At 47.1% G+C, this 25,635-nt stretch carries 30 protein-coding genes; all 30 read left to right on the top strand.

Going from position 1 to position 25,635, the window contains the following annotated elements; all coding sequences use genetic code 11:
• The first annotated feature begins 8 nt into the window (after positions 1-8).
• The 30 genes from V7M78_RS03510 to V7M78_RS03365 all read left to right on the top strand — a co-directional run bounded on the left by V7M78_RS03510 (position 9) and on the right by V7M78_RS03365 (position 25,580).
• Positions 9-305, top strand: coding sequence for a BMC domain-containing protein (locus tag V7M78_RS03510; RefSeq protein ID WP_333646478.1), 297 nt, complete (start codon positions 9-11; stop codon positions 303-305).
• A gap of 17 nt (positions 306-322) precedes the next feature.
• Positions 323-622, top strand: coding sequence for a BMC domain-containing protein (locus V7M78_RS03505; protein WP_333646476.1), 300 nt, complete (start codon positions 323-325; stop codon positions 620-622).
• 38 nt (positions 623-660) lie between these two features.
• A complete protein-coding gene (locus V7M78_RS03500; protein WP_333646474.1) occupies positions 661-2,121 on the top strand; it encodes an aldehyde dehydrogenase family protein in 1,461 nt (486 codons plus the stop codon).
• Positions 2,122-2,148: 27 nt separating this feature from the next.
• Positions 2,149-4,695 (top strand): choline trimethylamine-lyase, encoded by a 2,547-nt coding sequence (gene cutC / locus V7M78_RS03495; protein ID WP_333646472.1) that lies wholly within the window; start codon positions 2,149-2,151, stop codon positions 4,693-4,695.
• Between the two features lie 22 nt (positions 4,696-4,717).
• The gene (gene cutD / locus V7M78_RS03490) at positions 4,718-5,668 is read left to right on the top strand and encodes a choline TMA-lyase-activating enzyme (RefSeq protein WP_333646470.1); all 951 of its coding nucleotides are present in this window, start codon (positions 4,718-4,720) and stop codon (positions 5,666-5,668) included.
• Between the two features lie 15 nt (positions 5,669-5,683).
• A complete protein-coding gene (locus V7M78_RS03485; RefSeq protein WP_333646468.1) occupies positions 5,684-6,022 on the top strand; it encodes a BMC domain-containing protein in 339 nt (112 codons plus the stop codon).
• A complete protein-coding gene (locus tag V7M78_RS03480) occupies positions 6,019-6,489 on the top strand; it encodes a EutP/PduV family microcompartment system protein (protein ID WP_333646466.1) in 471 nt (156 codons plus the stop codon). Before V7M78_RS03485 ends, V7M78_RS03480 begins: the two co-directional genes overlap by 4 nt.
• Complete coding sequence (locus tag V7M78_RS03475) at positions 6,474-7,613, top strand: 1-propanol dehydrogenase PduQ (RefSeq protein ID WP_333646464.1); 1,140 nt, start codon at positions 6,474-6,476, stop codon at positions 7,611-7,613. Before V7M78_RS03480 ends, V7M78_RS03475 begins: the two co-directional genes overlap by 16 nt.
• The gene (locus V7M78_RS03470; protein WP_333646462.1) at positions 7,610-8,209 is read left to right on the top strand and encodes a hypothetical protein; all 600 of its coding nucleotides are present in this window, start codon (positions 7,610-7,612) and stop codon (positions 8,207-8,209) included. The genes V7M78_RS03475 and V7M78_RS03470 overlap by 4 nt, the downstream gene beginning before the upstream one ends.
• Positions 8,191-9,036 (top strand): ethanolamine utilization protein EutJ, encoded by an 846-nt coding sequence (gene eutJ, locus V7M78_RS03465; RefSeq protein ID WP_333646460.1) that lies wholly within the window; start codon positions 8,191-8,193, stop codon positions 9,034-9,036. The genes V7M78_RS03470 and eutJ overlap by 19 nt, the downstream gene beginning before the upstream one ends.
• A 13-nt stretch (positions 9,037-9,049) precedes the next feature.
• Complete coding sequence (locus V7M78_RS03460) at positions 9,050-9,355, top strand: BMC domain-containing protein (protein WP_333646458.1); 306 nt, start codon at positions 9,050-9,052, stop codon at positions 9,353-9,355.
• Positions 9,349-9,612: a EutN/CcmL family microcompartment protein gene (locus V7M78_RS03455; protein ID WP_333646456.1), complete on the top strand. Its 264-nt coding sequence runs from the start codon at positions 9,349-9,351 to the stop codon at positions 9,610-9,612. Before V7M78_RS03460 ends, V7M78_RS03455 begins: the two co-directional genes overlap by 7 nt.
• 14 nt (positions 9,613-9,626) lie before the next feature.
• A complete protein-coding gene (locus V7M78_RS03450) occupies positions 9,627-10,250 on the top strand; it encodes a cupin domain-containing protein (RefSeq protein WP_333646454.1) in 624 nt (207 codons plus the stop codon).
• 11 nt (positions 10,251-10,261) lie between these two features.
• Positions 10,262-10,840 (top strand): BMC domain-containing protein, encoded by a 579-nt coding sequence (locus tag V7M78_RS03445; protein WP_333646452.1) that lies wholly within the window; start codon positions 10,262-10,264, stop codon positions 10,838-10,840.
• 26 nt (positions 10,841-10,866) lie between these two features.
• Positions 10,867-12,426 carry an acetaldehyde dehydrogenase (acetylating) gene (locus tag V7M78_RS03440; protein ID WP_333646450.1) on the top strand — a complete coding sequence of 520 codons (1,560 nt, stop codon included), beginning with the start codon at positions 10,867-10,869 and terminating at the stop codon, positions 12,424-12,426.
• A gap of 24 nt (positions 12,427-12,450) precedes the next feature.
• Positions 12,451-13,086, top strand: coding sequence for a phosphate propanoyltransferase (locus V7M78_RS03435; RefSeq protein WP_333646448.1), 636 nt, complete (start codon positions 12,451-12,453; stop codon positions 13,084-13,086).
• Positions 13,087-13,128: 42 nt separating this feature from the next.
• Entirely contained in the window at positions 13,129-13,410 is a 282-nt protein-coding gene (eutM, locus tag V7M78_RS03430; protein ID WP_333646446.1) for an ethanolamine utilization microcompartment protein EutM, read from the top strand.
• Positions 13,411-13,518: 108 nt separating this feature from the next.
• Positions 13,519-15,831 (top strand): DUF4125 family protein, encoded by a 2,313-nt coding sequence (locus V7M78_RS03425; protein ID WP_333646444.1) that lies wholly within the window; start codon positions 13,519-13,521, stop codon positions 15,829-15,831.
• 170 nt (positions 15,832-16,001) lie between these two features.
• Positions 16,002-16,304: an AtpZ/AtpI family protein gene (locus V7M78_RS03420; protein ID WP_333646442.1), complete on the top strand. Its 303-nt coding sequence runs from the start codon at positions 16,002-16,004 to the stop codon at positions 16,302-16,304.
• 17 nt (positions 16,305-16,321) lie between these two features.
• On the top strand, positions 16,322-16,723 hold the full coding sequence (locus V7M78_RS03415; RefSeq protein ID WP_333646440.1) for an ATP synthase subunit I: 402 nt from the start codon (positions 16,322-16,324) through the stop codon (positions 16,721-16,723).
• A gap of 47 nt (positions 16,724-16,770) precedes the next feature.
• Positions 16,771-17,472 carry a F0F1 ATP synthase subunit A gene (atpB, locus tag V7M78_RS03410; protein WP_333646439.1) on the top strand — a complete coding sequence of 234 codons (702 nt, stop codon included), beginning with the start codon at positions 16,771-16,773 and terminating at the stop codon, positions 17,470-17,472.
• 45 nt (positions 17,473-17,517) lie between these two features.
• On the top strand, positions 17,518-17,775 hold the full coding sequence (atpE, locus tag V7M78_RS03405; RefSeq protein ID WP_333646437.1) for an ATP synthase F0 subunit C: 258 nt from the start codon (positions 17,518-17,520) through the stop codon (positions 17,773-17,775).
• Between the two features lie 69 nt (positions 17,776-17,844).
• A complete protein-coding gene (atpF, locus tag V7M78_RS03400) occupies positions 17,845-18,360 on the top strand; it encodes a F0F1 ATP synthase subunit B (RefSeq protein WP_333646435.1) in 516 nt (171 codons plus the stop codon).
• Positions 18,348-18,899 carry an ATP synthase F1 subunit delta gene (gene atpH / locus V7M78_RS03395; protein WP_333646433.1) on the top strand — a complete coding sequence of 184 codons (552 nt, stop codon included), beginning with the start codon at positions 18,348-18,350 and terminating at the stop codon, positions 18,897-18,899. The genes atpF and atpH overlap by 13 nt, the downstream gene beginning before the upstream one ends.
• A gap of 25 nt (positions 18,900-18,924) precedes the next feature.
• Positions 18,925-20,427, top strand: a complete 1,503-nt coding sequence (atpA, locus tag V7M78_RS03390; RefSeq protein WP_333646431.1) for a F0F1 ATP synthase subunit alpha — start codon at positions 18,925-18,927, stop codon at positions 20,425-20,427.
• A 16-nt stretch (positions 20,428-20,443) separates the two neighbouring features.
• Positions 20,444-21,298, top strand: coding sequence for an ATP synthase F1 subunit gamma (atpG, locus tag V7M78_RS03385; protein WP_333646429.1), 855 nt, complete (start codon positions 20,444-20,446; stop codon positions 21,296-21,298).
• A 71-nt stretch (positions 21,299-21,369) separates the two neighbouring features.
• Positions 21,370-22,764, top strand: coding sequence for a F0F1 ATP synthase subunit beta (gene atpD / locus V7M78_RS03380; protein ID WP_333646427.1), 1,395 nt, complete (start codon positions 21,370-21,372; stop codon positions 22,762-22,764).
• Positions 22,765-22,775: 11 nt separating this feature from the next.
• Positions 22,776-23,171, top strand: a complete 396-nt coding sequence (atpC, locus tag V7M78_RS03375) for an ATP synthase F1 subunit epsilon (RefSeq protein WP_333646425.1) — start codon at positions 22,776-22,778, stop codon at positions 23,169-23,171.
• A gap of 145 nt (positions 23,172-23,316) precedes the next feature.
• Positions 23,317-24,204, top strand: coding sequence for an aldose 1-epimerase family protein (locus V7M78_RS03370; protein WP_333646423.1), 888 nt, complete (start codon positions 23,317-23,319; stop codon positions 24,202-24,204).
• 50 nt (positions 24,205-24,254) lie between these two features.
• Complete coding sequence (locus V7M78_RS03365) at positions 24,255-25,580, top strand: MATE family efflux transporter (RefSeq protein WP_333646422.1); 1,326 nt, start codon at positions 24,255-24,257, stop codon at positions 25,578-25,580.
• Positions 25,581-25,635 lie beyond the last annotated feature (55 nt).

The following is a 25,635-nucleotide window of genomic DNA, read 5'->3' as shown; positions in this document are numbered from 1 at the left end:
TTGCAAAGGTGAGATATTACGGAGAAGAAGCTTTAGGCCTGGTGGAAACTGTCGGCCTGGTTCCTGCCTTAGAAGCTGCAGACAAGATGCTTAAGGCGGCAGATGTAGAATTGATTTCCTATGAAAACGTAGGCTCCACCCTGGTTACTATTATGGTCAAGGGTGATGTGGCGGCAGTCCGCTCCTCGGTGGAGGCGGGTGCAGCAGCAGCGGCAGCCATCGGCAAGCTGACTGCAAAGAATGTAATGCCAAGACCTATCAAGGAAGTGGGCGACATTGTATCCGTTCACGATATTGACGCATAAAGAGAGGAAAACCATATATGGAAAGATATGAAGCCATAGGCGCAATCGAAACCTTCGGCCTGGTATTTGTTCTGGAAGCTGCTGATGCTATGTGCAAGGCGGCAGATGTGCAACTGATCGGCTATGAAAACGTAGCTTCAGGCTATATTTCCGTTCTGGTACAGGGCGATGTAGGAGCCTGCAAGACTGCAGTGGAAGCGGGAGTTAAGGCGGTAAATGATATGGGAGCTGAGGTTTACAGTTCCGTTGTCATTCCAAGACCTCATCCGGATTTGGAGAAGATTGCCAGACGCTACGCTTTATCAACTGCACCGTAACAGGAGCGGTAAAATCCCGAATGGAGGGAAAATTGTAAATGAGTTTTGTAGACAAAGACCTGCTCTCCATACAGGAGGCCAGGATTTTAATGGAGGAGGCCCGGGAAGCCAGAGATACCATGCTTACATTTTCCCAGGAAAGGCTGGATTCCGTGGTGGACGCTCTTGCAGCCGCCGCAGCCGAAATGGCAGACGGGCTGGCAGCCTTATCTGCAGAAGAGACCGGATATGGAAGGCAGCAGGATAAGGCCATCAAGAACCGGTTTATCTGCAGCACTCTGCCTAAACGGTTAAGGTCCATGAAGTGTGTGGGAATCCTGCATGAAGATACTGTGGAAAAGACCATGGACATCGGTGTTCCGGTGGGCGTACTTGTGTCCCTGACTCCGGCCTACAGTCCGGTTTCTACCGCCATTTATCAGGTGCTGACTGCTGTAAAGTCGGGAAATCCTATTGTCATTGCCTCTCATGAGAGAGCCTCTAAGGTGACGGCCCGTCTCATTGACAGGCTGGCAGAAGCGGGAAGGGAATGCGGCCTTCCGGAAGGAGCCATAAGCTGCCTGAAAACAGTGACAAAGTCCGGAGTCCTGGAGCTGATCCGCCATCCGGCAGCAGCTATGGTCATTAACACAGGAGTTTCTGAATTGCATCGGGAAGGCGCAGAAAGCGGAAAGCCCTATATCTACGGAGGAACGGGAAACAGCCCGGTCTTTATTGAACGGACAGCTGATGTAAGGCAGGCAGTTCAGGACATCATCGCCAGCAGAACCTTTGACCACGGAGTTGTAGCTGCGGCAGAGCAGTATGTGGTAGCTGACGGCCTGATTGCAGAGGAAGTGAGAGCCGAGATGATAAGAAATGGTGCTTACTTCATGAACGAAGAGGAAGAGAAAAAACTGGTGAATTTCCTTTGCCCGGAAAAGGGAAAAGCGGACATGGAGGTCATGGGAAAATCAGCAATGCAGCTGGCTCATCAGGCGGGATTTGACATTCCTGATTCTGCCAGGGTATTGGTTTCCCAACAGAAATACATTTCTGACCAGAATCCCTTTGCAACAGAGTTCCTCTGCCCTGTTCTGGCCTATTACATAGAAAGTGACTGGCTCCATGCCTGTGAAAAATGCATGGATCTGCTGGTGAAAAGCCATGGACACACCCTTGTCATCCATTCCGGAGATGAAGAAGTAATCCGTCAGTTCGCATTGAAAAAACCTGTAGGAAGGGTTCTGGTAAACACTCCCGCCACTCTTGGAAGCATGGGAGCTACCACCAATCTCTTTCCTGCCATGACCTTGGGAAGTATTACGGCAGGAGCAGGAATTACAGCGGACAACGTATCTCCTATGAACTTCATTTACCTGAGAAAAGCAGGATACGGAGTTCGGGGAGCCGGAGAATTCTTAAGGACTCCGGGAGAAGCTCTCGTCAGGGAAGATGACCAGGATGTAAAAGACCTTTTGAAACAGATTTTAGAAACCTTGTCCAGGGGACTGGACTGAGAATCATTGAAAGAGAGGGAAACTATATTGGATATTCGTGAATTTTCAAATAAATTTGCAGAAGCGACCAAGAACATGACACCAGAAGAGAGATCTGCCCTGATGAAGATGTTTGAGACTGTTTCTGATGAGATCAACAAAAAGGATGCAGCACCCTCAGCCACAGCTGTATGCAGTGAAGGCGGCACAGAAATCCCGGAGGGAATCACTCCAAGACTTCAGAAGCTGAAAGAAAAATATCTGACACACCAGCCTTCCATCACGACTTACCGTGCACGTGCCATTACCAAGATTGCCAAAGAAAATCCTGGTATGCCAAAGATCCTGCTTCGTGCAAAATGCTTCCGTTACTGCTGCGAGACAGCTCCCCTTGTAATCCAGGACAATGAGCTGATTGTAGGTGCTCCCTGCGGCGCACCCCGTGCAGGCGCATTTTCTCCGGATATCGCATGGAGATGGATGGTAGATGAAATCGATACCATTGGAAGCCGCCCTCAGGATCCTTTCTATATTTCAGATGAAGATAAGAAGATCATGAAGGAAGAGCTGTTCCCATACTGGTATGGCAAGTCTATTGATGAATACTGCGAGGACCAGTACCGTGAAGCCGGCGTGTGGGAATTGTCCGGTGAATCCTTTGTATCAGACTGCTCTTACCACGCATTAAACGGCGGCGGTGACTCCAACCCTGGTTATGACGTGATTCTCATGAAGAAGGGTATGCTGGATATTCAGCAGGAAGCCAGAGAGCATCTGGAAGAGTTAAAATATGAAAATCCTGATGATATCGAAAAGATCTACTTCTATAAGTCCATCATCGATACCACAGAAGGCGTTATGATCTATGCCAAAAGAATGTCTGAGTACGCAAAGGAACTGGCTGATAAAGAAACCAATCCAAAGCGTAAGGCAGAGCTGTTAAAGATTTCTGAAGTAAATGCTTACGTTCCTGCCCATAAGCCAAGAACCTTCTGGGAGGCTATCCAGGCTGTATGGACCATTGAATCCCTTCTGGTAGTGGAAGAAAACCAGACAGGTATGTCCATCGGACGTGTGGATCAGTATATGTATTCTTTCTACAAAGATGACATTGAATCAGGCCGTATGAACGATTATCAGGCATTTGAACTGGCAGGCTGTATGCTGATCAAGATGTCTGAAATGATGTGGATCACCAGTGAAGGCGGTTCCAAGTTCTTCGCAGGCTACCAGCCTTTCGTCAACATGTGCGTGGGCGGTGTGACCAGAAAGGGTCAGGATGCCACCAATGAACTGACTTACTTATTAATGGATGCAGTCCGCCACGTGAAGATCTATCAGCCTTCCCTTGCCTGCCGTATCCACAATAAGTCTCCGAAGAAATATTTAAAGAAAATCGTAGACGTAGTGCGTTCCGGTATGGGATTCCCTGCCTGCCACTTTGACGATGCCCACATTAAGATGATGTTGGCAAAGGGCGTTTCCATTGAAGATGCCCGGGATTACTGCCTCATGGGCTGCGTAGAGCCTCAGAAATCAGGCCGTCTCTATCAGTGGACTTCCACTGCTTATACCCAGTGGCCCATCTGTATTGAGCTTGTGTTAAACCACGGCGTTCCTCTTTCTTATGGCAAGCAGGTTTGCCCGGATATGGGTGACTTAAGCAGTTTTAAGACGTATGAAGAGTTTGAAGCAGCAGTAAAGGCACAGATCCAGTACATTACCAAATGGACCAGCGTAGCTACTGTTATTTCTCAGAGAGTACATAGAGAACTGGCTCCAAAGCCATTAATGTCCATTATGTACGAAGGCTGTATGGAAAAAGGAAAAGACGTATCCTCAGGCGGAGCCATGTATAACTTCGGACCTGGAGTAATCTGGTCTGGTCTTGCAACCTATGCAGACTCTATGGCAGCTATTAAAAAAGTAGTATTTGATGATAAAAAATACACTCTGGAGCAGCTGAACCAGGCATTAAAGGCTGACTTTATCGGATATGAGCAGATCAGAACTGACTGCCTCAACGCTCCTAAGTACGGAAATGATGATGATTACGCAGATTTAATTGCTGCTGATCTGGTTGATTTCACAGAGACTGAGCACAGACAGTACAAGACTCTGTATTCTGTATTGAGCCACGGAACTCTGTCCATTTCCAACAATACCCCATTCGGACAGCTGACAGGTGCTTCTGCCAACGGCCGTAATGCATGGCAGCCCCTTTCCGACGGTATCAGCCCATCTCAGGGTGCTGACTTTAAGGGCCCGACAGCCATTATCAAGTCTGTATCCAAGATGTCCAATGACAGCATGAACATCGGTATGGTCCACAACTTTAAGATCATGGCGGGAATGCTGGATACACCGGAAGGCGAGGAAAGCCTTATTACCCTTCTTCGGACTGCGTGCATGTTCGGAAACGGAGAAATGCAGTTCAACTACTTAGACAACGACACTCTGATTGAAGCTCAGAAAAATCCGGAGCAGTACCGTGACTTGATTGTCCGCGTGGCTGGTTACAGTGCATTCTTCGTAGAATTGTGCAAGGATGTACAGGATGAGATCATCAGTAGAACCATGCTGACCCATTTCTAAAGGGAAAGGAAGAACAATCACAATGGACCATGGAAATACAGGAGAGATCCAGCGCAAGGCGTTTATCTTCAACTTGCAGAAATACAATATGTATGATGGGCCGGGAATCAGAACCATGGTGTTCTTTAAAGGCTGTCCTCTCCGGTGCAAGTGGTGCTCCAACCCGGAAGGGCTGGAGCGGAAGTTCCAGGTGATGTATAAGAAAAATTCCTGTGTGAACTGCGGGGCCTGCCAGGAGGTGTGCCCCGTGGGAATCCACGTGATGTCCCCTGAGGGAAAACACGAAATCAGACGGGATAAAGACTGCATCGGCTGTATGAAATGTCAGAACATCTGTCCCAACAGCGCCCTGGCCATTGCCGGAGAGTTAAAGACCATTTCAGAACTGCTGAAGTTTGTGGAAGAGGATGCCGGATTTTATGATATTTCAGGCGGAGGGGTGACCCTTGGAGGCGGAGAAGTGACTGCCCAGCCTGAGGCGGCTTTAAACCTTTTGATGGCCTGTAAGAAGGAAGGAATCAATACGGCCATTGAAACCTGCGGTTATACGAAGACGGAGACCATTTTAAAGATTGGAGAATATGTGGATCTGTTCCTTTTTGATATCAAGCACATGGACCCTGTCCGTCACAATGAGCTGACAGGCGTTAACAATGAACGGATTCTCACCAACTTAAGGGAACTGCTTCACCGCCGGTTTAACGTCAAGGTCCGCATGCCCATGTTAAAGGGAATCAACGACAGCAGGGAAGAGATCGACCAGGTAATCCAGTTCCTGATGCCTTTTAAGGATCAGAAGAACTTTAAAGGAATTGACCTCCTTCCTTATCACAAGATGGGAGTTAATAAATACAACCAGCTGGAGATGGATTATCCCTTAGAAGGGGATCCCAGTTTAAGTGTCGAGGATTTAGACCGAATCGAAGGCTGGATGAAAGAGTATCAATTTCCTGTTACTGTAGTGAAACACTAAGAAGGGGGAGAAATCATGATGGAAATGCAGCGCGTCATTGAGGAGTCGGTACCGGGAAAACAGGTGACCATCGCCCATGTGATCGCATCACCCATACCGGAAGTGTATGAGTGCCTTGGCATTGATGAGCTGGGGGCTATCGGGATTCTCACCCTTTCTCCCTATGAAACCTCCATCATTGCTGCGGATATTGCGGCAAAGGCGGCCGACGTGGAGGTGGGCTTTTTAGACCGGTTCACCGGTTCGGTCATCATTGCAGGAGATGTGGACAGTGTGGAAACGGCCTTAAAGGCTGTCTGCGATATTTTGGGCCAGGGGCTTGGATATATGGTCCCAACGGTAACAAGGACATGAGAAAAAAGAGAATCATGATTATCGGCCCTTCCGGCAGCGGCAAGACCTTACTGGCCAATGCCATCAACGGCAAAAGCGGCCCGGCAAGGAAGACCCAGAACATGGTATACGGGGAAAAGACCCTGGATATACCGGGAGTTTATCTGGAAAGTCCATGGATGCACAAGCATATCATTGCGGCTGCTCAGGACGCCTCCCATGTACTGATGGTGACAGACCGGACCTTAAACCGGGAAACCTACCCTCCAGGCTTTGCAAAGGCTTTCCGGGTTCCTGTTATTGGCGTGATCACAGGCGGAGAGGACAGTCAGGAGAGGGATAACTGGTGTATCCGCCAGTTGAGAAAGACCGGAATCGAGGAGCCTTATTATCACATTGACCCGGTGTCGGGAACCGGCATGGCTGAGCTGATCAAGGCCCTTAGAACAGAAGGAAAGGAGGGAAATGATAAGTGGAGCAATTTGTAATGAAAACCAAGATATATATGGGGGAATCCTGCCTGGACAGACTGAAGGAACTGCCGGCAAAAAGGGTGTTTCTCATCTGTGACCCCTTTATGGTTCAGTCGGGAAAAGCGGACTGGATTACAGAGCTTTTAAAAGAGACAGGAAGCAGCTGGGAAGTATTTTCCGATGTGGTGCCGGACCCTTCCATTGAAGTGGTTTCAAAAGCAATCGGACAGATGCAGAAATTTAATCCTGACGGGATCATCGCCCTGGGCGGCGGCTCTGCCATTGATACGGCAAAGGCTGCAAGCTTTATTTATACCAAACTGGGAAATAAGCGCCTGTATCTGGCGGCAGTTCCCACCACCAGCGGAACGGGAAGTGAAGTGACCAACTTTTCCGTCATCTCGGATCCGGCAGCCCAGGCAAAATATCCTATGCGTTCTGATGACATGCTGCCTGATGCGGCCTTTCTGGACCCCCGGTTTACGGTTTCGGTTCCGCCGGGCATCACGGCTGATACGGGAATGGATGTGCTGACTCATGCATTGGAAGCCTATGTGTCGGCAACGCCTTGTGATTTTACTGATGCCTGCGGAGAAAAGGCCATCAGACTGGTGTGGAAATATCTGGCAAAGACGGTGGAAGACGGAAATGACATGGAAGCCAGAGCTCATATGCACAATGCTTCTTGCCTGGCAGGCCTGGCTTTTAACGGAGCGGGCCTGGGACTTTGTCACAGCATGGCACACGCCCTGGGAGCCAGGTTTCACATTCCCCACGGAAGAAGCAATGCCATTTTGCTGCCTCACATCATCAGCTACAATGCAGGCTTGTTAGACTTGACCGAACAGGAAGCCTGCAGAAAGTATGGGGAAATAGCGGCCATGGCAGGTATTGCAGCGGGAACGGATAAAGCCACAGTACACGGGCTGGTCCGCCACATCAGAAACATGATGAACCGGATCAAAATACCTCAGTACATTACGGATTTAGGGATAGATAAAGACGAATATGAAAAGGCTGTCAGAGAGATGGCTGAAAAGGCTTTGGCCGATAACTGTACGGCGACTAATCCAAGGCAGCCGAAGCTGGAAGAAATTGAAGCGATCTATGGTCAGCTGTGCAAGGGAGGCTGCCCATGAAGTTTATCACAGAAGACGATTTAAGGATTATATTCCGCAAAGAGCCATTTGATTCTTTTGATATTTTAGAAGGAATACGGCTGACCCCTGGAGCAAGGCAGTTTCTGGTGGATAACAAAGTGGTGATTCATGACGGCAATGAGCCGAAAAAGAAAAGGCTGCGGAACACCCCGGAAAGTGAAGCTGGAACTGAACATGAAGGCTGCCGGGAAATTAATCTTTCTTTGCTGAAACGAAAAACTCTTCAGGCAGAATTTTTAGAGGCAGGCTTAAAGCTGATGGAACGGAATGTGCTGCTGGCAGAGCAGGTGTTTGACTTGGAAAGAAGGCTTTCTGAACCGGGAGTACCATTTCAGGGCTGCACCGGATTTGACCAGGAAGGTTTTGAAAGCCACTCAGAAGACTGCTTTGAGATCACAGGCTTTCACGCCCAGTCCCCAAAGGGAAAGGAAATTCTGATTCTTCACCGCCTGCGCTGTAAGACAAGAGAGCTTCAGGCAGAGTGTTCAGGGGAGAATTTAAACCCTGTTATTAACCGTTTGTCACAGATGATATGTCTGGAATATGGAGGAACTGTATGTCAAAAGAAGAAATAACCTTTAACGGCTGCAATGAGCTGGTAAGCCGTTTTGAAGCGGTAATCAAAAAGCCGGTGACAAAAAAATCCTCTGTTTATTATACAGGTGTGGATCTGGGAACAGCGTGCGTGGTACTGGCGGTGCTGGATGAAGATTACCAGCCGGTGGCAGGAGCCTACCGGTATGCGGACGTGGTTCGTGACGGAATGGTGGTAGACTACATCGGAGCTATCCGGATTGTCCGGGAGTTAAAGGAGGAACTGGAGGAAAAGCTGGGAACAGAGCTTATTTATGCCTCGGCAGCAATCCCTCCGGGAACGGATTCCTTAGACGGCGGAGCCATTAAAAATGTGGTTCAGGGAGCCGGATTTGAAATCACTGCTCTTCTGGATGAGCCTACGGCAGCCAACGCTGTTTTGAAAATAAAAAATGGTGCAGTTGTAGACATCGGCGGCGGAACCACAGGAATTTCCATTTTAAAGGATGGAAAAGTGGTGTATGTAGCTGATGAACCTACAGGCGGAACTCATTTTTCCCTGGTAGTTTCAGGGGCTTACCAGATGCCTTTTGCCGAAGCGGAAGCCTATAAGAGAAACGAGAAAAACCACAGGGAACTGCTTCCGGTCTTAAAACCGGTGGTGGAAAAGGTGGCTTCCATTATAAGCCGGCACATCAAGGATTACGATGTGGATGAAATCTATCTGGTAGGCGGAACCTGCTGTCTGGACGGAATTGAGAAGATCATTGAAAAGCAGACGGGCATCAGAACCAGAAAGCCCTTAAATCCCATGTTTGTAACCCCTCTTGGAATCGCATTTTCCTGTAATCAGGAAGAGATGGCATAAAGGAAGTGGACGTATGGAATACCGGATTATTAAATCACCGTCAAAAGGAACTCTGGATATTTTAAACCGAAGAAAGGGTTCCGGAACCTCTTCTCCTATTAAAGATGCTGATGCCATAGGGCTGATCCAGGGCAGGATCATTGAAATGGTCTGCGCTGCTGATGTGGCGGAAAAGGCTGTGGGAGTGACCGTGGAAGATATCAGGGGAAGCTGTCCCCAGAATATGATCATGCTGGCAATCTTCGGAGACACAGCGTCTGTGGAGGCGGCCATGGAAGAAATCAGGCGGAGAGAAAAGGAAGGAGCAAAGGAATGGTAGCGGCAAAACTGATTGACAATATCTGGGCAACCAGAAAAGCAGAATCCTTAAACGGATACAAATTCATGCTTGCCGAGATCATCGGAGGCACACGGGAAGGAGAGCGTTTGATCGTGGCAGACATTATCAGCGCTGGAATCGGAGACCGTGTGATCGTTTCTACCGGCTCTTCTGCCAGACGGATGCTGGGAAGTGATGAGGTTCCCGTAGATGCAGTTGTAATCGGAATCATTGATGAAGACTGTGAGTTTATATAGAAGGGAGTGATAGCATGAAGCAGTTGGTTTGTGCAAAGGATATAGAGGCGCTGAACGCAGAAGGCAAAAAAGTATTTTATATAGAAGACGGAAGTATTATTACACCGTCTGCCAAGGATGCCGCAGAAGCGCTTGGAGTCAAGTTCTGTAAAAAAGAAGAGGAAGTCCTTCCGGCTGTTCCGGCTTTTGATGGCATGGACAGCGAAAAGATCTATGCTGTGTTAAAGGTCTTAATGGAAAGGGGCCTGTTAAATGATATCTTAAAGCCCTATGAAGCGGAAAGCCATGAAAACGGCTTAAAGGTAGTGCGGGGAGATTCCGTGAAAATGGATGTATTTGAAACGGGAAATCCTTCCGCAAAAGCTTATTATCAGGAGCTGATCAGTAAGGATGAATCCCATATCAGTGCCGGATTCCTGGTCATCGACCATTCCAGCTTTGAGTGGGAATTGACTTATGAAGAAATTGACTATGTAATAGAGGGAACTCTTACCGTTTCTATTGACGGAAGAACCTACACAGCCAAGGCCGGAGATGTGGTCTTTGTGCCTTCAGGCTCCAAGGTGGTATGGGGTTCTCCGGACAAAGCCAGGCTTTTTTATGCAACCTATCCGGCAAACTGGGCTGATCTGGTTTAAGGAGGTAGAACATGCAGGCACTTGGCTTTATAGAGACAAAAGGCGTGGTAGCAGCCATTGAAGCGGCGGATGCCATGTTAAAGGCAGCAGAAGTATCTCTGGTGGAAAAGACAAAAGTAGGCGGAGGTCTGATCACTGTCACAGTGACCGGCGATGTGGCGGCAGTCAAGGCGGCAGTTGATGCGGGAGCAGCGGCAGCAGGAAGAATCCATGAAACGGCTCTGGTGAGCTGTCATGTGATTGCCAGACCTCATGAGGAACTGACTGCAGTGGTTGGCGGAGGTCCTGAGGGACCGGATAGCCCGGAAGCCTCTGAGAAATCAGAAGAGGAACAGGAAGCAGAAGCATCTTTGGAATCTCTTCCAACCTCGGAAACCGGAGACCCTGTAAAAAGAGAAACTCTGGATCTGCGGCTGGAGCAGGAATGCCTGGAGGAAATTCTGAAAGCGCTGGAAGAAATGAAGGTGACGGAGCTTCGGACCCTTGCCCGTGAGTATCCGGAATTTGCCATAGCCGGACGGGAAATTTCAAAGGCCAACAAGACCCTGCTGCTGGAGGAGTTTAAGAAATATTACGGCTCCAATGATTGATATTGTTAGAAAAGGAGAACCAGAACATGGAAAATTTTGATTATGATTTGCGATCCATCCAGGAAGCAAGGGATCTGGCCCGAAGAGGTGAAGCTGCCGCAAAGAAGATGGCAGGATATACGTCTGAGCAGATCGATGTCATTTTAAAGGCCATGGCAAAGGCAGGAGAAGAACACGCTCTTTGTCTGGCAGAAATGGCTGTAGAAGAGACCGGATTCGGAAAGGTCATGGATAAGGCATATAAGAATCATGCCGCCTCCACTCTCTTATATGAAGAAATAAAAGATATGAAGACCAGAGGAATTCTTGATGAAGATCCAGTCAGCAGGACCATTGATGTGGCAGAGCCGGTAGGTCTGGTAATGGGAATCATCCCATCCACCAACCCCACCTCCACCGTATTTTTCAAGTCCATGATTGCTCTTAAATCAGGAAATGCCATTGTATTTTCCCCCCATCCTTCTGCTGCAAAATGCACCTTAACAGCAGCTGAAGTAATGCTGAATGCTGCAGTTGCAGCAGGAGCACCTGAGGGAGTGATCGGCTGTGTATCCATGCCTTCCATGGGCTCTACCAATGAGCTGATGAAGTGCAGGGAGGTTTCCGTTATCATTGCAACCGGAGGCCCGGGAATGGTAAAAGCCGCTTACAGCGCTGGAAAACCGGCCATCGGAGTAGGAGCAGGAAACTCCCCGGCTTACATAGAAAAGACAGCTGATGTGAAACAGGCAGTAAAGACCATTCTTGCCAGCAAGACTTTTGACTACGGAACCATCTGCGCTTCTGAGCAGGCTATTATCTGCGAGGAAAGCAATCACGCAGAGGTAGTGGCAGAGTTCAAGAGCCAGGGCGGATACTTTATGACAAAGGAAGAGACTGATAAGGTCTGCGCCCTGTTATTTAAGAACGGCCATAACATGAATGCCAAATTTGTAGGCCGTTCTCCGCAGATCATTGCCCAGGCAGCAGGAATCCAGATTCCTGAGGGAACAAAAGTCCTCATTGGAAAGCAGGAAGGCGTAGGGGAGGGTTATCCTCTGTCCTTTGAAAAACTGACAACTGTTCTCGGCTTTTACACTGTAAAAGACTGGGAGGAAGCCTGCGGCTTAAGTATTCGTCTGCTTCAGAACGGAATCGGCCACACCATGAGCATTCATACCCAGGACCGGGATAAGGTTGTTAAGTTCGCTGCAAAGCCTGCTTCCAGAATCCTTGTAAACACAGGAGGAAGCCAGGGAGGAACAGGAATCAGCACAGGTCTTCCCATTTCCTTTACACTGGGATGCGGAACCTGCGGCGGAAGCTCTGTTTCTGAAAATGTAAGTCCTAAGCACCTTCTCAACATTAAAAAGGTTGCTTTTGGAATAAAAGACTGTGCCACTCTTGCAGAAAACGACGATTCTTTCATCTGGAAAGAAAAATCAGGAAAAACCCCTTCTTTATCTTTCAGTCCGGCAGACCTTGTAGCCTCCTTTGATAAAAAGGTGTGCACTACTCCGGCTTCTTCCTGCCAGGAATGCAGCAGTGACAGCGATAATCTGGCTGCTCTTGTAAAGGAAATCGTGCTGGCAATGAAAGGCCAGTAAGTACAGGCGGAAAGGAGAAAGGAAATGGATAAATATGAAGCGGTCATGAAGCTTTTTCTGGAGATGGTCAATACAGAGCCTCAAAAGGAAGAGCAGAGAGTGCCAGTGGGCGTTTCCAACCGCCATGTGCATTTATCCCGGGAGGATTTAGAATCCCTTTTTGGAAAGGGATATGAACTTACCAGGATGAAGGACTTATCCCAGCCAGGCCAGTACGCATGCAAGGAAACGGTTACCTTATGCGGCCCTAAGGGAGCTATCGAAAAGGTCCGTATTCTGGGACCAGTCAGAAGCCAGACCCAGGTTGAGATCCTGGCGGCAGACTGTTTTAAGCTGGGAGCCAAGGCAGAGCCGAAAATGTCCGGAGAACTGTCCGGAACCCCTGGAATCACTTTGGTAGGGCCTAAGGGATCTGTTCAGACAAAAGAGGGCCTTATTATAGCTCAGAGACATATCCACATGACTCCGGCAGACGCCGGGAGATTCGGGGTATGTGACGGTCAGACCGTAAGCATTCAGGCAGATGGAATCAGAGGCGGAGTTTTTGGCCATGTGGCTATCCGCGTGACGGAAACCTCAGGTCTGGAATGCCATATTGACACAGAAGAAGCCAATGCTATGGGAATTACCTGTTCCTCATCTGTTGTCATTGTAAAATAAGTGAACTAATAAAAATTAATATATAATCAGGAGGATTAGAAAATGAAATATGATGCATTAGGAATGATTGAAACAAAAGGTTTAATTGGATCCATCGAAGCAGCAGACGCTATGGTAAAAGCAGCAAACGTTACCCTGGTAGGGAAAGAATTCGTAGGCGGAGGTCTTGTTACTGTTATGGTAAGAGGAGACGTAGGCGCTGTTAAGGCTGCTACAGATGCAGGTGCAGCAGCAGCTCAGAGAGTGGGCGAGCTGGTATCCGTTCATGTGATCCCACGTCCACATGCAGAGGTAGAGACCATTCTTCCGGCAACAAAGGCTTAATCCAACATCATGAATGGGGGCTGTCGCACTAGTTAAAATATCAGCTAGTTGATAGCCCTCTTTTAGCATTTTATTGAGTTTCTTCAGCTCAAAATAAGGGGAATTGCGATGAAAGTAAAAGAATTTTTTGAGGAATTGGATCGTAAATATATGTTGGGAAATCCTGAAGAGGTTCAGGAATTTTTAAAGCATACCATAGAAGAACACCAGATATATGGCGGCGGATATAATGAAATCTTACTGGCAGCAATTAATGAACTGGGGAGTTTTTACAGAGGAGCGGGCAAATACAAAGAGTCAAAAGATGCTTTCCAGGTCTCCGGCATTATGATCAAAGAGTTTATAGGAGAGGATACTGTGGAATATGCCACTAACAGGTCCAATCTGGCTGGAACTCTAAGACTGATGGGAGAATACGAACAGGCTTTGGAAATGTTTGGCAGGGCAAGGGAAGTATATGAAAAAAGTGTAGGACGTGTTCATTTTTACACAGCATCTACTCTTAATAATGAAGCTCTTATTTATATAGAAACAGGGGAAAAAGAAAAGGCGGAAAAATGTTTAAGGGAAGCCCTGTCCATTATTCAGACCCTGGGAGGACAGCCGGAGGTGGAGGCCATTACATTGGTCAATTTAGCCGCTGTTACAAAAGAAAAAGATTTTTTGATCCAGGCCCTTGATATTTATAAGGGACTTTCTCACAAGGGGGTCCACTATGGATCTGCTTTAAATATGCTTGGAACCTTCTATTATGAAGCGGAAGATTTTGATTCTGCTCAAAAGCTGTTTCAGCAGGCAAAGGAAGAAGTGGGGAAGGTCTACGGAGAGAGCAGGGAATATCACCAGGCATGCCGGAATCTAAATATGGTCATGGAGGCAAGGAATAAAGAAAGGAGGCTGAATGGGCTTACATTGTCCAGGCTGTATTATGAAGAATATGGAATTCCTATGATCCGCCGCCATTTTGCGGACTATGAGACCAGGATTGCCGCTGGTCTGGCTGGAGAGGGCTCAGAATGCCTGGGGTTTGACGATGATTTATCCAGGGATCACGACTGGGGGCCTTCTTTCTGCATGTGGCTGACTGATGAAGATTATGAAGAAATCGGGGGCCGCCTGCAGAAAATGTATGATCAGCTTCCAAAAGAGTACCGGGGCTTCCCCGCCAGATGGGAAACTGCTGGAGGGGCAGGAAGGACCGGGGTCATGAGGATTTCCGATTTTTATAGGAAGTATACGGGCCTGAGTCATGGTCCCAATACATTAAAAGAATGGGAGACTGTACCGGAAACGTTTCTTGCAACGGCTGTAAGCGGGGAAGTATTTCGTGATGACCTGAAAATTTTCTCACGTATCCGTGAAACATTAAACAGATTTTACCCGGAGGATGTCCGTATTAAGAAGATTGCAGCACGGGCCTCAACAATGGCCCAAAGCGGTCAGTATAACTATTCCAGATGTTTAAAGCGGGGAGAACAGGTGGCCGCAGCAATGGCTCTTAGTGAGTTTACGGAAGCTGTATGCTCCATGGTATATCTTTTGAACCGGAAGTATATGCCATTTTACAAATGGGCACACTATGGAATCCAATATCTTCCTATTCTTTCGTCTGTCCATTCCCAGCTTAATTCTCTTTATGCTGCCAGTGATTCGGATGAAAAGCAGGGTCTGATTGAAGATATCTGCAGTGCTGTCATAAAGGAATTAAAAAGTCAGGGTTTGACCCGGCAGGACAGCAGCTTTTTATTGGATCACTGCCAGGATGTGATCAGCTGCATAGAGGATAAAACTATTGGCATTGAAAATATTATGACGAAGAGGACTGCAATGGCAGAGCATTTTATAGACCAGATTATTGATATAGAATGGGGCATGTTTTCTAATGTAAATAATGAAGGCGGCCGTGCTTCCTGTCAGGAAGACAGGAAAACATTTGCAATTATGAGGCGCAGTCAGTTTAAATCCTGGAACCAGGAGACTTTGGGCAGTTATCTTGATGATTTAAAGGCTGCTTTGGATGAAGGCCGTAACCTGATGACTGAAAAGTATGCCAGAATGATGAAATATACAGCTCCTGTTGAGTATAATAAAATAAAAGGTGCATTGCCGGGCATCAGCCAGGAAAAGAAAGAAATTATTTCTCAGATCATGGGATATCATAAGGCGTGGATGAAGGAACTGGCAGAAAAATATCCCAATGTTATGAAACATGGACGTATGATGGAAAAGGAGGATGAGTCAGGAGGAAATACTTCTATTGAAACGTATTTGCTGGGAGAATTGTCTACCTATTCTGAAAAAACCTTAAAACTTTATCTTGATCATGCCGTATCACAAAGCAAAATGGGGATTAATCCGGATAGGGAAATTCTGGAATTTACAGTTAAATCTTACGGATATGAGTCTTTAGAGCGAGTTTAAAAGAAAAAAATCTGTTATATAAGGTTTAGTTACAAGAATTTTGTATACATGATACATAATGTTAAAAAAATATCTCTATTTAATGGACAAAGTCACAATTATTCGTTATAATGTCTTTCAGAAGGCAGGTGTTAAAAATACGTTACAAAAAAAGTGTAATGCGAAGTTTTATGATGGTGACCCAACTGGGGTTGAATGTCATGGTACCTGTGTTCGTCTGTATTTTTGCCGGTTACTACATTGATCGGTATGCAGGGACGAAACTGATCCTTCTCTTTCTGATTCTGGGATTTCTGGCAGGAGGCTTAAATGCCTACAGAATGGCGAAGGCCACAATTGCCATGAACGAGAAGGAGGAGAGAGAGGAGGAGGAGAGGGTGCGCATGGAGAGGCAGAAGAACGGCCAGGCAAACGTGCATAAACCAAAACAGCCCAGCCGTGTGAAACGAGATGACGACGGAAAAATTTTGTAGACAGGAGGATTTGTAGCATGGGGAAGGAAACAAAGAATCTACTGCTGGAGGTTTCCGCCGGTATCGCCGTCTTCACGGCTGCTGCTATGGCTGCGGCGTTTTTTATTTACCCGAAGGGGTCCGTTTTTGCAGGATTGCTTCTGGGAATGGTTCTGGCTCTTGTCATGTTTTTATCCATGGCTCTGGTGCTGGAAAACTCCATGGAAACCGAAGATCCAAAGACAGTTCAAAAGTGGACCATGATAAGTACGGTGGTCCGTTACCTGCTGCTCATTGCCACTATGGTGATTATTATTTCCCGGTTTTCGGGTCATATTAACCCTGTGGCCGTAGTAATCGGAGTCCTTGGACTCAAGGCTGGGGCATTTCTCCAGCCTGTTATACACAAAATCGCAGGCATTTGGAAAAAAGAAGCATAGCAATCCCTGCGGTTGTGTGAATTGCTTAAGAAAGGAGGCTTACCCATATGGTCGTTGCAAGTGCCAATAATGTAGACTTTATGATCAAGGGTGTTACAAAATTCCATGCCTTTGGACAGGAGTTATGGGTGACAACTACTAGTATAGGTCTTAGTATTGTGACCGTTGTCATTCTGCTCCTTGCAGTTGTTACCAGCCGGAAGATGAAGGCGGCCAGGGAAGTGCCCGGCACATTCCAGAACATTATGGAGTTTACGGTGGAATCACTGGACAACATGGTAAAAGGAACCATGAGTCACAATGCAGCAAAGTTTGTTAATTACATCGGGACTATATTTATTTTCATATTGTTCTGCAATATTGGCGGTTTATTTGGTCTTAAGACGCCGACGGCGGATTTTGGCGTAACGTTTATGCTCGGTGTTTTCACTTTTTGCATTGTGCAGTACCAGGGCATCAAGAATCACGGAATCGGTCATTTTACAGGTATGTTCAAGCCGTTTCCCGTTCTGTTTCCCATCAATCTGATCGGTGAGATAACAAACCCCTTATCCCAGGCGCTTCGTTTATTCGGCAATATTATGTCGGGCGGCGTCATTCTGGGCTTGTGGTATGGGATGATGCCGATTTTTGTAAAGATTGGTATTCCGGCATTTTTACATGTGTACTGTGATGTGTTTTCCGGTGCAATACAGACATATGTGTTCTGTATGCTGACCATGGTATACGTCAGTGACAAATTGGATTAGTTATAGTTTTATTTTAATAATATCAAATTCAGGAGGAAATTTTCTATGAACGGATTTTCAGGACAGGATTTTATTTTAGGCTGCTCCGCAATCGGTGCAGGTCTGGCAATGATCGCAGGTATTGGACCTGGTATTGGACAGGGTATTGCTGCAGGTCACGCTGCTGCTGCAGTTGGACGTAATCCAGGTGCAAGAGCTGACATCACTTCTACCATGCTTTTGGGTCAGGCCGTTGCAGAGACAACAGGTCTTTATGGTTTCGCTGTTGCCGCTATCCTCATGTTCTTAAAGCCATTCAGCTAAAGAATATACCGCAGGAGGCAAAGGCCGCCTGCAGAATGGGAAAGAATAAAGAGGAGAGGAGGCGAAATCTTGGAACGACTATTGGGATTTGATGCACAGCTGCTTTTCGATTCATTTGTGACAGCCATTAACGTCTTCATCCTGTTTTTTGGATTATCCTACATGCTGTTTAACCCGGTGCGTGAAGTTCTGGAAAAGAGAAAACAGAAGATCGCAGGAGAATTAAAAAACGCTGCTGATGATAAGCAAGCCGCACATGCCATGAAGGAAGAGTATGAGACAAGGCTCCGTGAAGTGAAGCTGGAGGCGGAGGCTATCCTGGAGGAAGCCAGAAAACAGGCGAGACAGAGGGAAGCAGAAATTCTTGCACAGGCCAAAGAGGAAGCGGACCGTATCGTTAAGAGAGGGAACCGGGAAGTAGAACTGGAGAGGAAGAAGGCTCTTGATGATATGAAAGAACAGATCATCTCCATTGCTTCTGCCATGGCCGGTAAGGTGGTGGCATCCTCTATAGATTTAACGGTACAGGATGCCCTGATTGATGAAACTTTAAGGGAAATGGGTGAGAGCACATGGCAAAGCTGATATCAAAAGTATATAGCGATGCATTGTTTGAGGAAGCCCTGGAAAAGCAGGAAATGGACGCTTTGTTCGAGGAAGTGAAGGCCCTTAAAGAGGTCTGGAATCAGAATCCGGCCTTAGGCCAGCTTCTCGATAATCCGAAGATCGGAAAAGAAGAGAAAACCGGCATGATCAGGAACATTTTCCAGGGACGTACATCAGAAGATCTGATGGGCTTTCTGGCAGTCATTGTGGACAAGGGCAGGCAGAAGGAGATTCCGGCAATCTGTGAATACTTCGTAAATGCTGTCAAGGAATATAAAAATATCGGCGTAGCTCATGTGACCAGTGCAGTGGAATTAAAAGAGGAGCAGAAGACTCAGCTTGTAAAAAAACTGCTGGATACTACAGGGTACGTGGATGTTGAGATGGATTATCAGGTAGATCCGGCGCTGATCGGCGGCATGGTAATCCGTATCAAGGACCGGGTGGTGGATTCCAGCATCCGGACACAGCTTCATGAACTGCGGCGTGATTTGTCAAAGCTGCAGTTGACACTATAACTTTAGAAAGAAGGTGCAAACCTTAATGAATTTAAGACCAGAAGAGATCAGTTCTGTCATCAGGGAACAGATTCAAAGATATTCCGTGAAATTAGAAGTCTCTGATGTCGGTACAGTCATTCAGGTAGCGGACGGAATCGCCCGTATTCACGGCCTCGAAAATGCTATGCAGGGTGAGCTTTTGGAGTTCCCAGGAGAAGTCTACGGCATGGTACTTAACCTGGAAGAGGATAACGTGGGTGCGGTTTTGCTGGGAACAGGTGTTATCAGCGAAGGCGATACTGTAAAAACCACCGGAAGGGTGGTGGAGGTACCTGTAGGCGATGCTCTAACAGGACGGGTCGTCAATGCCCTGGGCCAGCCGATTGATGGAAAAGGCCCTATCCAGACAGAAAAATTCCGCAAGATTGAACGAGTGGCTCACGGCGTTATTGACAGAAAATCAGTAGATACCCCTCTCCAGACAGGACTCAAGGCCATTGATGCCATGATCCCCATTGGAAGAGGACAGCGTGAATTAATCATCGGTGACCGGCAGACCGGTAAGACCGCCATTGCTCTGGACACCATCATTAACCAGAAGGGTCAGGGAGTTCACTGTATTTATGTAGCCATTGGACAGAAGGCTTCCACCGTTGCAAACATTGTAAAGACCCTGGAAGGGTATGGCGCAATGGATTACACCACCATTGTGGTATCAACAGCTTCTGACCTGGCTCCCCTCCAGTATATCGCACCTTATTCCGGCTGCGCTATGGGAGAGGAATGGATGGAGGAAGGAAAGGATGTACTGGTTGTTTACGACGATTTAAGTAAGCATGCCGCCGCATACCGTACCCTGTCCCTGCTGCTGAAGAGGCCCCCGGGCCGTGAGGCATATCCGGGAGACGTTTTCTATCTTCATTCCAGACTGCTGGAGAGAGCGTCAAGGCTTTCCGATGAGCTGGGAGGAGGCTCTTTAACCGCTCTTCCTATTATTGAGACACAGGCAGGGGACGTATCCGCTTATATTCCCACCAATGTCATTTCCATTACAGACGGACAGATTTATCTGGAAACAGAGATGTTTAACGCAGGCTTCCGTCCGGCTATTAATGCCGGTCTTTCCGTATCCCGTGTAGGCGGTTCCGCTCAGATCAAGGCCATGAAAAAGATTGCTGCCCCTATCCGTGTGGAATTGGCTCAGTACCGGGAGCTGGCAAGCTTTGCCCAGTTTGGTTCTGAGCTGGATTCTGCTACTGCAGAGCAGCTTGCCCAGGGTGAGAGAATCAGGGAGGTATTAAAGCAGGGGCAGTATCAGCCTATGGCAGTTGAATACCAGATTATCATTCTCTTTGCTGCTACGAGAAAGCTGCTTTTAGATATTCCTACAGAGAAGATCCTGGATTTTGAAAAGGCCCTGTTCCGTTTCATTGACAGCAAGTATAACCAGATTCCTGCAAGCATCCGTGAAACAAAGCAGATTACGCCTGAAACAGAGGAACTGTTGGAAAAGGCCATCAGCGAGTGCAAAGCAGGCGTCTTTTAAAGGCAGGTGAACAATCATGGCATCCATCAGGGATATCAAACGAAGAAGAGACAGTATTTCCAGTACTGAACAGATAACAAAAGCCATGAAGCTCATATCAACTGTGAAGCTGCAAAAATCCAAGGCAAAGGCAGAAGAATCAAAGCCTTATTACACCATGATGTATGATACCATAGGTTCCATGCTGAGTAAGTCGGAGGGAATTGACCACAAGTATTTACGGACAGCAACTTCCGGACGGAAGGCAGTCATTGCCATCACCTCAAACCGGGGACTGGCAGGAGGCTATAACAATAACATTGCCAGAATGATCTGCGCAGACGAAAGGCTTACTCAGGAATCAACGGTTGTTTATGCGATCGGCCGTAAGGGAAAAGATGCGCTGACCAGAAGAGGATATCAGATTGCAGCGGATTATTCTGAAGTAATCAATGAGCCTCTGTACCGGGATGCCTCTGACATCACCATGGAGCTTTTGGACGCATTTGGAAGAGAGCAGATCAGCGAAATCTATCTGGCCTATACATCTTTTAAGAACACCGTAACCCAGATCCCGACCCTTAAGAAGCTTCTTCCCGTAGAAATAGAAGGGGGAAAGGAAAAGGACGGCCAGGCTCTTATGAATTACGAGCCCAATGAGGATCACGTTCTCGATTCCATTATCCCCAAGTATATGAGCAGCCTGATCTATGGCGCACTTCTGGAGGCCGTTGCCAGTGAAAACGGAGCCAGAATGACGGCCATGGACGCTGCGACCAACAATGCGGAAGAGATGATAGAAGAACTGGGACTGGCCTATAACCGTGCAAGACAAGGGGCCATCACTCAGGAGCTTACGGAGATCATATCCGGTGCCAATGCGATTTCATAAGTATTTACAGCTGTTCGATGAGCTGACGGGCAAATCGGATTTCATTTAACTAATAAAGAAGGAGAAACAAGATGGCAGAACAAAATATTGGTAAGATCACCCAGATCATCGGTGCCGTACTGGATATCAAGTTCAGCCAGGGCAAGCTGCCGGATATCAATGAAGCTATTGATATCACGACTAGAGATGGCGGCAAACTGGTTGTAGAGGTATCCCAGCATCTTGGCGATGATACCGTAAGATGTATCGCCATGGGCAGTACCGATGGACTGGTGCGTGGTATGGAGGCTGCAGCGACAGGCGCTCCTATCACTGTGCCGGTTGGAGAAGAAACTCTGGGACGTATTTTTAATGTTCTGGGTGATCCAATCGATAAAAAACCTGCTCCGGAGGTAAAAGAACATTTTCCGATCCACAGACCGGCTCCCAGCTTTGAGGAGCAGTCTACGGAAACGGATATTCTGGAAACCGGAATCAAGGTCGTTGACCTTCTCTGCCCATACCAGAAGGGCGGCAAGATCGGCCTTTTCGGCGGTGCAGGAGTAGGTAAAACCGTATTAATCCAGGAGCTGATCCGTAACATCGCCACAGAGCACGGCGGATATTCCGTATTCACCGGCGTTGGAGAGCGTACCCGTGAGGGAAATGACCTTTATCACGAGATGCAGGAATCAGGCGTTATTAATAAAACCACCATGGTGTTCGGACAGATGAACGAACCGCCGGGCGCCCGTATGAGAGTGGGCCTTACCGGACTTACCATGGCGGAGTATTTCAGAGATCAGGGCGGAAAGGATGTTCTACTGTTCATTGACAACATCTTCCGTTTCACCCAGGCAGGTTCTGAGGTTTCGGCTCTTCTTGGCCGTATGCCTTCCGCAGTAGGCTACCAGCCTACCCTGCAGACCGAGATGGGTGCTCTTCAGGAGAGAATCACTTCTACCAAGAATGGTTCCATCACTTCGGTTCAGGCTGTTTACGTACCTGCCGATGACTTAACAGATCCGGCTCCGGCCAACACCTTTGCCCATCTGGATGCCACCACGGTTCTTGACCGTTCCATTGTGGAACTGGGTATTTATCCGGCAGTTGATCCTCTTGGCTCTACGTCAAGAATCCTTGATCCCCTTATTGTAGGTGAGGAACACTACCGTGTTGCCCGCGGGGTTCAGGAGGTGCTTCAGAAGTATAAGGAGCTTCAGGATATCATTGCCATGCTGGGTATGGACGAGCTTTCCGAAGAGGATAAGCTGACTGTAGCCCGTGCGAGAAAGATTCAGAGATTCCTGTCCCAGCCATTCTTCGTGGCAGGCCAGTTTACCGGTCTGGAGGGACGTTATGTGCCTCTGGCTGATACCATTCAGGGCTTTAGTGAGATTCTGGAAGGAAAGCATGATGACATACCGGAAAGTTATTTCCTGAATGCAGGCAGTATTGAGGACGTTCTTGCCCGTGTGAAAAAATAGGGGGTGGGAATATGGCTGATTTATTTAAACTGCAGATCATCACTCCGGAGAGGAAGTTCTACCAGGGAGAGGCTTCCATGGTGGAGCTGACCACTACGGAAGGAAACATCGGTGTCTATAAGCACCACATTCCTTTAACCGCTATCGTGGCACCGGGAATCCTTAAGATTCACGAAGAAGGTGAGGTTAAGGAAGCTGCCCTGATGTCCGGCTTCATCGAGATTCTGCCGGAAAGCATTGTGATTATGGCAGAAGTGGTGGAATGGCCTGATGAGATTGACTCAAACCGTGCGGAAGAAGCTAAGATCCGTGCGGAACGCCGCTTAAAGGGGCAGAGTGAGGTTGATGTTGTCAGGGCGGAGGCAGCCCTTAAGAGGGCTATGGTAAGGCTTTCGCTTACAAAATAAAGGAAAAGGATTTGAGCCTTGTAAAAAAGGCTTAAGTCCTTTTTTGCTGTGTGGATTCTCCCGCCAATTAATATACAAAAATGGGAAAGCATGTTATAATACCCCAAAAAGGCAAACAATACAGTAAAAACGGAGGAAAATTAACATGCTGGTTACACTAAAGGATTCCCAAACAGAGGCTGTCATTGATTCCATGGGAGCCCAGCTCATTTCATTAAAGGATTTGGCCGGAACAGAATACATCTGGCAGAGAGATCCCCTGTTCTGGAAAAACTGCTCTCCCCTTCTCTTCCCCATTGTGGGCAACTGCCGGAATAATCAGGTGCGTATAGAGGGTCAGGTATGGGAGATTCCAAAGCACGGCTTCTGTAGGGAAATGGACTTTGCCGTTACAGAGCAGACGGAAAAATCAGCAGTATTTGAAATTACGGATACAGAGAATACGAAAAAGATGTATCCTTATTCCTTCCGGTTAAGCCTTTCTTACCGCCTTGAAGACGGGAACTTATTTATGGAGTATCGGGTTGTCAATACCGGTGACCGTACCATGCATTACTGCCTGGGCGCTCATCCCGGCTTTAACTGTCCCGTAGAAGAGGGAGCGGTATTTGAAGATTATGATTTGGTATTTGAAAAAGAAGAGACCATCTCCAGCATGGCCTATGACCAGGAGCGTCTGGAATTTAATCCTGAAAACAGGACTCTGCGGCTCAGCCAGAGCCGGGTTCTTCCCTTAAATTATGAGCTGTTTAAGGCAGATGCCTTCTATTTTGATGAGCTGGAATCCAGAAAGGTTTCCATTGTAAACCGGAATACAGAACGGGGAGTGGAGGTTTCCTTTCCTGGCTTTGAGACCGTGGCCTTCTGGACCCCTTATCCGGAAAACCCGCCCTTTGTCTGCATAGAGCCCTGGAATGGTTCTGCAGTTTATACGACTGAGGATGATGAGTTTGCCCATAAAAATCATGTGCAGATGCTGGAACCGGGAAAAGAAAAAAGCCATGATCTTTCCATCCGGCTTCTTCAGAAGTAAGAACCGGCTGTATCGATGATATGGAGTTATAAAATAGAAGGAGAACCGGCTTGATTAGGGAAAACAGAATTACGGAAGGTGTAATTTGGAAAGAAATTCTTTATTTCTTCTTTCCTATTGTAGTAAGCGCCTTCTTTCAGCACTTTTATACCATTGTGGATGCCATTATTGTAGGGCAAAATTTAGGAGACGCGGCATTTTCCGCTGTAGGCGGCTCTGCGTCAAAGATCAGTGTGATGCTGATTAACTTTTTCGTTGGTGTATCCAGCGGCATTACCTCCTATACTTCAAGGTTTTATGGTGAGAGGAATATGAATGCCGTGAAACAGGTGGTTTATAACGGAAGTATTTTTTTCGTTGTTTTTGGCGTTGTGCTGGCAGCTCTAGGTTTTATCTTTTCTGAAGGGCTATTAACAGCGATGAATACACCTGCAGAAACAATGGGCTATGCCAATACCTATCTTCGCACTTTTTTGTGCGGTCTTGTATTTTGCATCATGTATAACGCTCTTTCAGGAGTGTTAAGGGCAATGGGAGACTCTAAGACTCCTTTGTATGTGCTTATTTTCTGCAGTGCTGCCAATATTATTCTTGATCTTTTGTTTGTAGTTACTTTTAAATGGGGAGTATTCGGTGCTGCTTTTGCCACACTTCTTGCTCAGGCAGCAAGCGTAATCGTATTAGGAAGGCTGCTGTATAAGCGGCTGCCCGCTGGAAAGCATAAATTGCACATAGAGGGAAAGGTCATAGGAGATATATGCAGAATAGGCATCCCTGCGGGACTGCAAAGCATTATGTACAGCCTTTCCAACATTTTCATAATGAGCACCATTAACGGCTTTGGATATTTGGCAGTGACAGCCTGGGTAGCTTATACGAAGATTGACAGTATTGTTGAAATCTTTGTCTCTTCTCTGGCAAACACAGTCATTACTTTTGTTGGACAGAATCTGGGTGCCGGTAAATTTGACAGAGTGAAACAGTCCGTGAAACAGATTATTTTGATAAGCTATGTTATTACATCGGTTCTGGTTCTTGTGTTTATGCTATTTCGAATATCCCTTCTTGAGTTGTTTACAGATACTGCAGAGGTCACTCATTTGGGAGCAAGTTTCATATTTATTATTATGCCTATGTATCTGCTGGGAATTCCCCATCAAATGTTTGCACAGGCGCTGAGAGGTCTCGGGAAATCCATTGCTCCCATGATCATTACATTGGTGGGAATTGTGGGAATCCGTATTATCTGGGTTTACTTTATTTTTCCTCTTAATCCTTCCATTCACTTTTTGGCAGTTTGCTACCCTATAAGCTCTCTTATTATGACAGTAATATTCAGCTTTTATTACATACACGAAATAAGAAAGTATAAGTGAGAGGCCGGAAGCCGGGATTATACGGCTATGGATTAAACATGTCATTTGTGCTATA

It is taken from the genome of Lacrimispora sp. (assembly GCF_036758025.1).
GTDB lineage: Bacteria > Bacillota > Clostridia > Lachnospirales > Lachnospiraceae > Lacrimispora.
This window is presented reverse-complemented; position numbering and strand designations above follow the sequence as displayed.

Bases quoted from the DNA above. Each gene is read 5' to 3' on its own strand.
- V7M78_RS03505 (WP_333646476.1), top strand. From the start codon at position 323: ATGGAAAGATATGAAGCCATAGGCGCAATCGAAACCTTCGGCCTGGTA.
- V7M78_RS03500 (WP_333646474.1), top strand. From the start codon at position 661: ATGAGTTTTGTAGACAAAGACCTGCTCTCCATACAGGAGGCCAGGATT.
- cutD (WP_333646470.1), top strand. From the start codon at position 4,718: ATGGACCATGGAAATACAGGAGAGATCCAGCGCAAGGCGTTTATCTTC.
- V7M78_RS03485 (WP_333646468.1), top strand. From the start codon at position 5,684: ATGATGGAAATGCAGCGCGTCATTGAGGAGTCGGTACCGGGAAAACAG.
- V7M78_RS03480 (WP_333646466.1), top strand. From the start codon at position 6,019: ATGAGAAAAAAGAGAATCATGATTATCGGCCCTTCCGGCAGCGGCAAG.
- V7M78_RS03470 (WP_333646462.1), top strand. From the start codon at position 7,610: ATGAAGTTTATCACAGAAGACGATTTAAGGATTATATTCCGCAAAGAG.
- eutJ (WP_333646460.1), top strand. From the start codon at position 8,191: ATGTCAAAAGAAGAAATAACCTTTAACGGCTGCAATGAGCTGGTAAGC.
- V7M78_RS03460 (WP_333646458.1), top strand. From the start codon at position 9,050: ATGGAATACCGGATTATTAAATCACCGTCAAAAGGAACTCTGGATATT.
- V7M78_RS03455 (WP_333646456.1), top strand. From the start codon at position 9,349: ATGGTAGCGGCAAAACTGATTGACAATATCTGGGCAACCAGAAAAGCA.
- V7M78_RS03450 (WP_333646454.1), top strand. From the start codon at position 9,627: ATGAAGCAGTTGGTTTGTGCAAAGGATATAGAGGCGCTGAACGCAGAA.
- V7M78_RS03445 (WP_333646452.1), top strand. From the start codon at position 10,262: ATGCAGGCACTTGGCTTTATAGAGACAAAAGGCGTGGTAGCAGCCATT.
- V7M78_RS03440 (WP_333646450.1), top strand. From the start codon at position 10,867: ATGGAAAATTTTGATTATGATTTGCGATCCATCCAGGAAGCAAGGGAT.
- V7M78_RS03435 (WP_333646448.1), top strand. From the start codon at position 12,451: ATGGATAAATATGAAGCGGTCATGAAGCTTTTTCTGGAGATGGTCAAT.
- eutM (WP_333646446.1), top strand. From the start codon at position 13,129: ATGAAATATGATGCATTAGGAATGATTGAAACAAAAGGTTTAATTGGA.
- V7M78_RS03425 (WP_333646444.1), top strand. From the start codon at position 13,519: ATGAAAGTAAAAGAATTTTTTGAGGAATTGGATCGTAAATATATGTTG.
- V7M78_RS03420 (WP_333646442.1), top strand. From the start codon at position 16,002: ATGATGGTGACCCAACTGGGGTTGAATGTCATGGTACCTGTGTTCGTC.
- V7M78_RS03415 (WP_333646440.1), top strand. From the start codon at position 16,322: ATGGGGAAGGAAACAAAGAATCTACTGCTGGAGGTTTCCGCCGGTATC.
- atpB (WP_333646439.1), top strand. From the start codon at position 16,771: ATGGTCGTTGCAAGTGCCAATAATGTAGACTTTATGATCAAGGGTGTT.
- atpE (WP_333646437.1), top strand. From the start codon at position 17,518: ATGAACGGATTTTCAGGACAGGATTTTATTTTAGGCTGCTCCGCAATC.
- atpH (WP_333646433.1), top strand. From the start codon at position 18,348: ATGGCAAAGCTGATATCAAAAGTATATAGCGATGCATTGTTTGAGGAA.
- atpA (WP_333646431.1), top strand. From the start codon at position 18,925: ATGAATTTAAGACCAGAAGAGATCAGTTCTGTCATCAGGGAACAGATT.
- atpG (WP_333646429.1), top strand. From the start codon at position 20,444: ATGGCATCCATCAGGGATATCAAACGAAGAAGAGACAGTATTTCCAGT.
- atpD (WP_333646427.1), top strand. From the start codon at position 21,370: ATGGCAGAACAAAATATTGGTAAGATCACCCAGATCATCGGTGCCGTA.
- atpC (WP_333646425.1), top strand. From the start codon at position 22,776: ATGGCTGATTTATTTAAACTGCAGATCATCACTCCGGAGAGGAAGTTC.
- V7M78_RS03370 (WP_333646423.1), top strand. From the start codon at position 23,317: ATGCTGGTTACACTAAAGGATTCCCAAACAGAGGCTGTCATTGATTCC.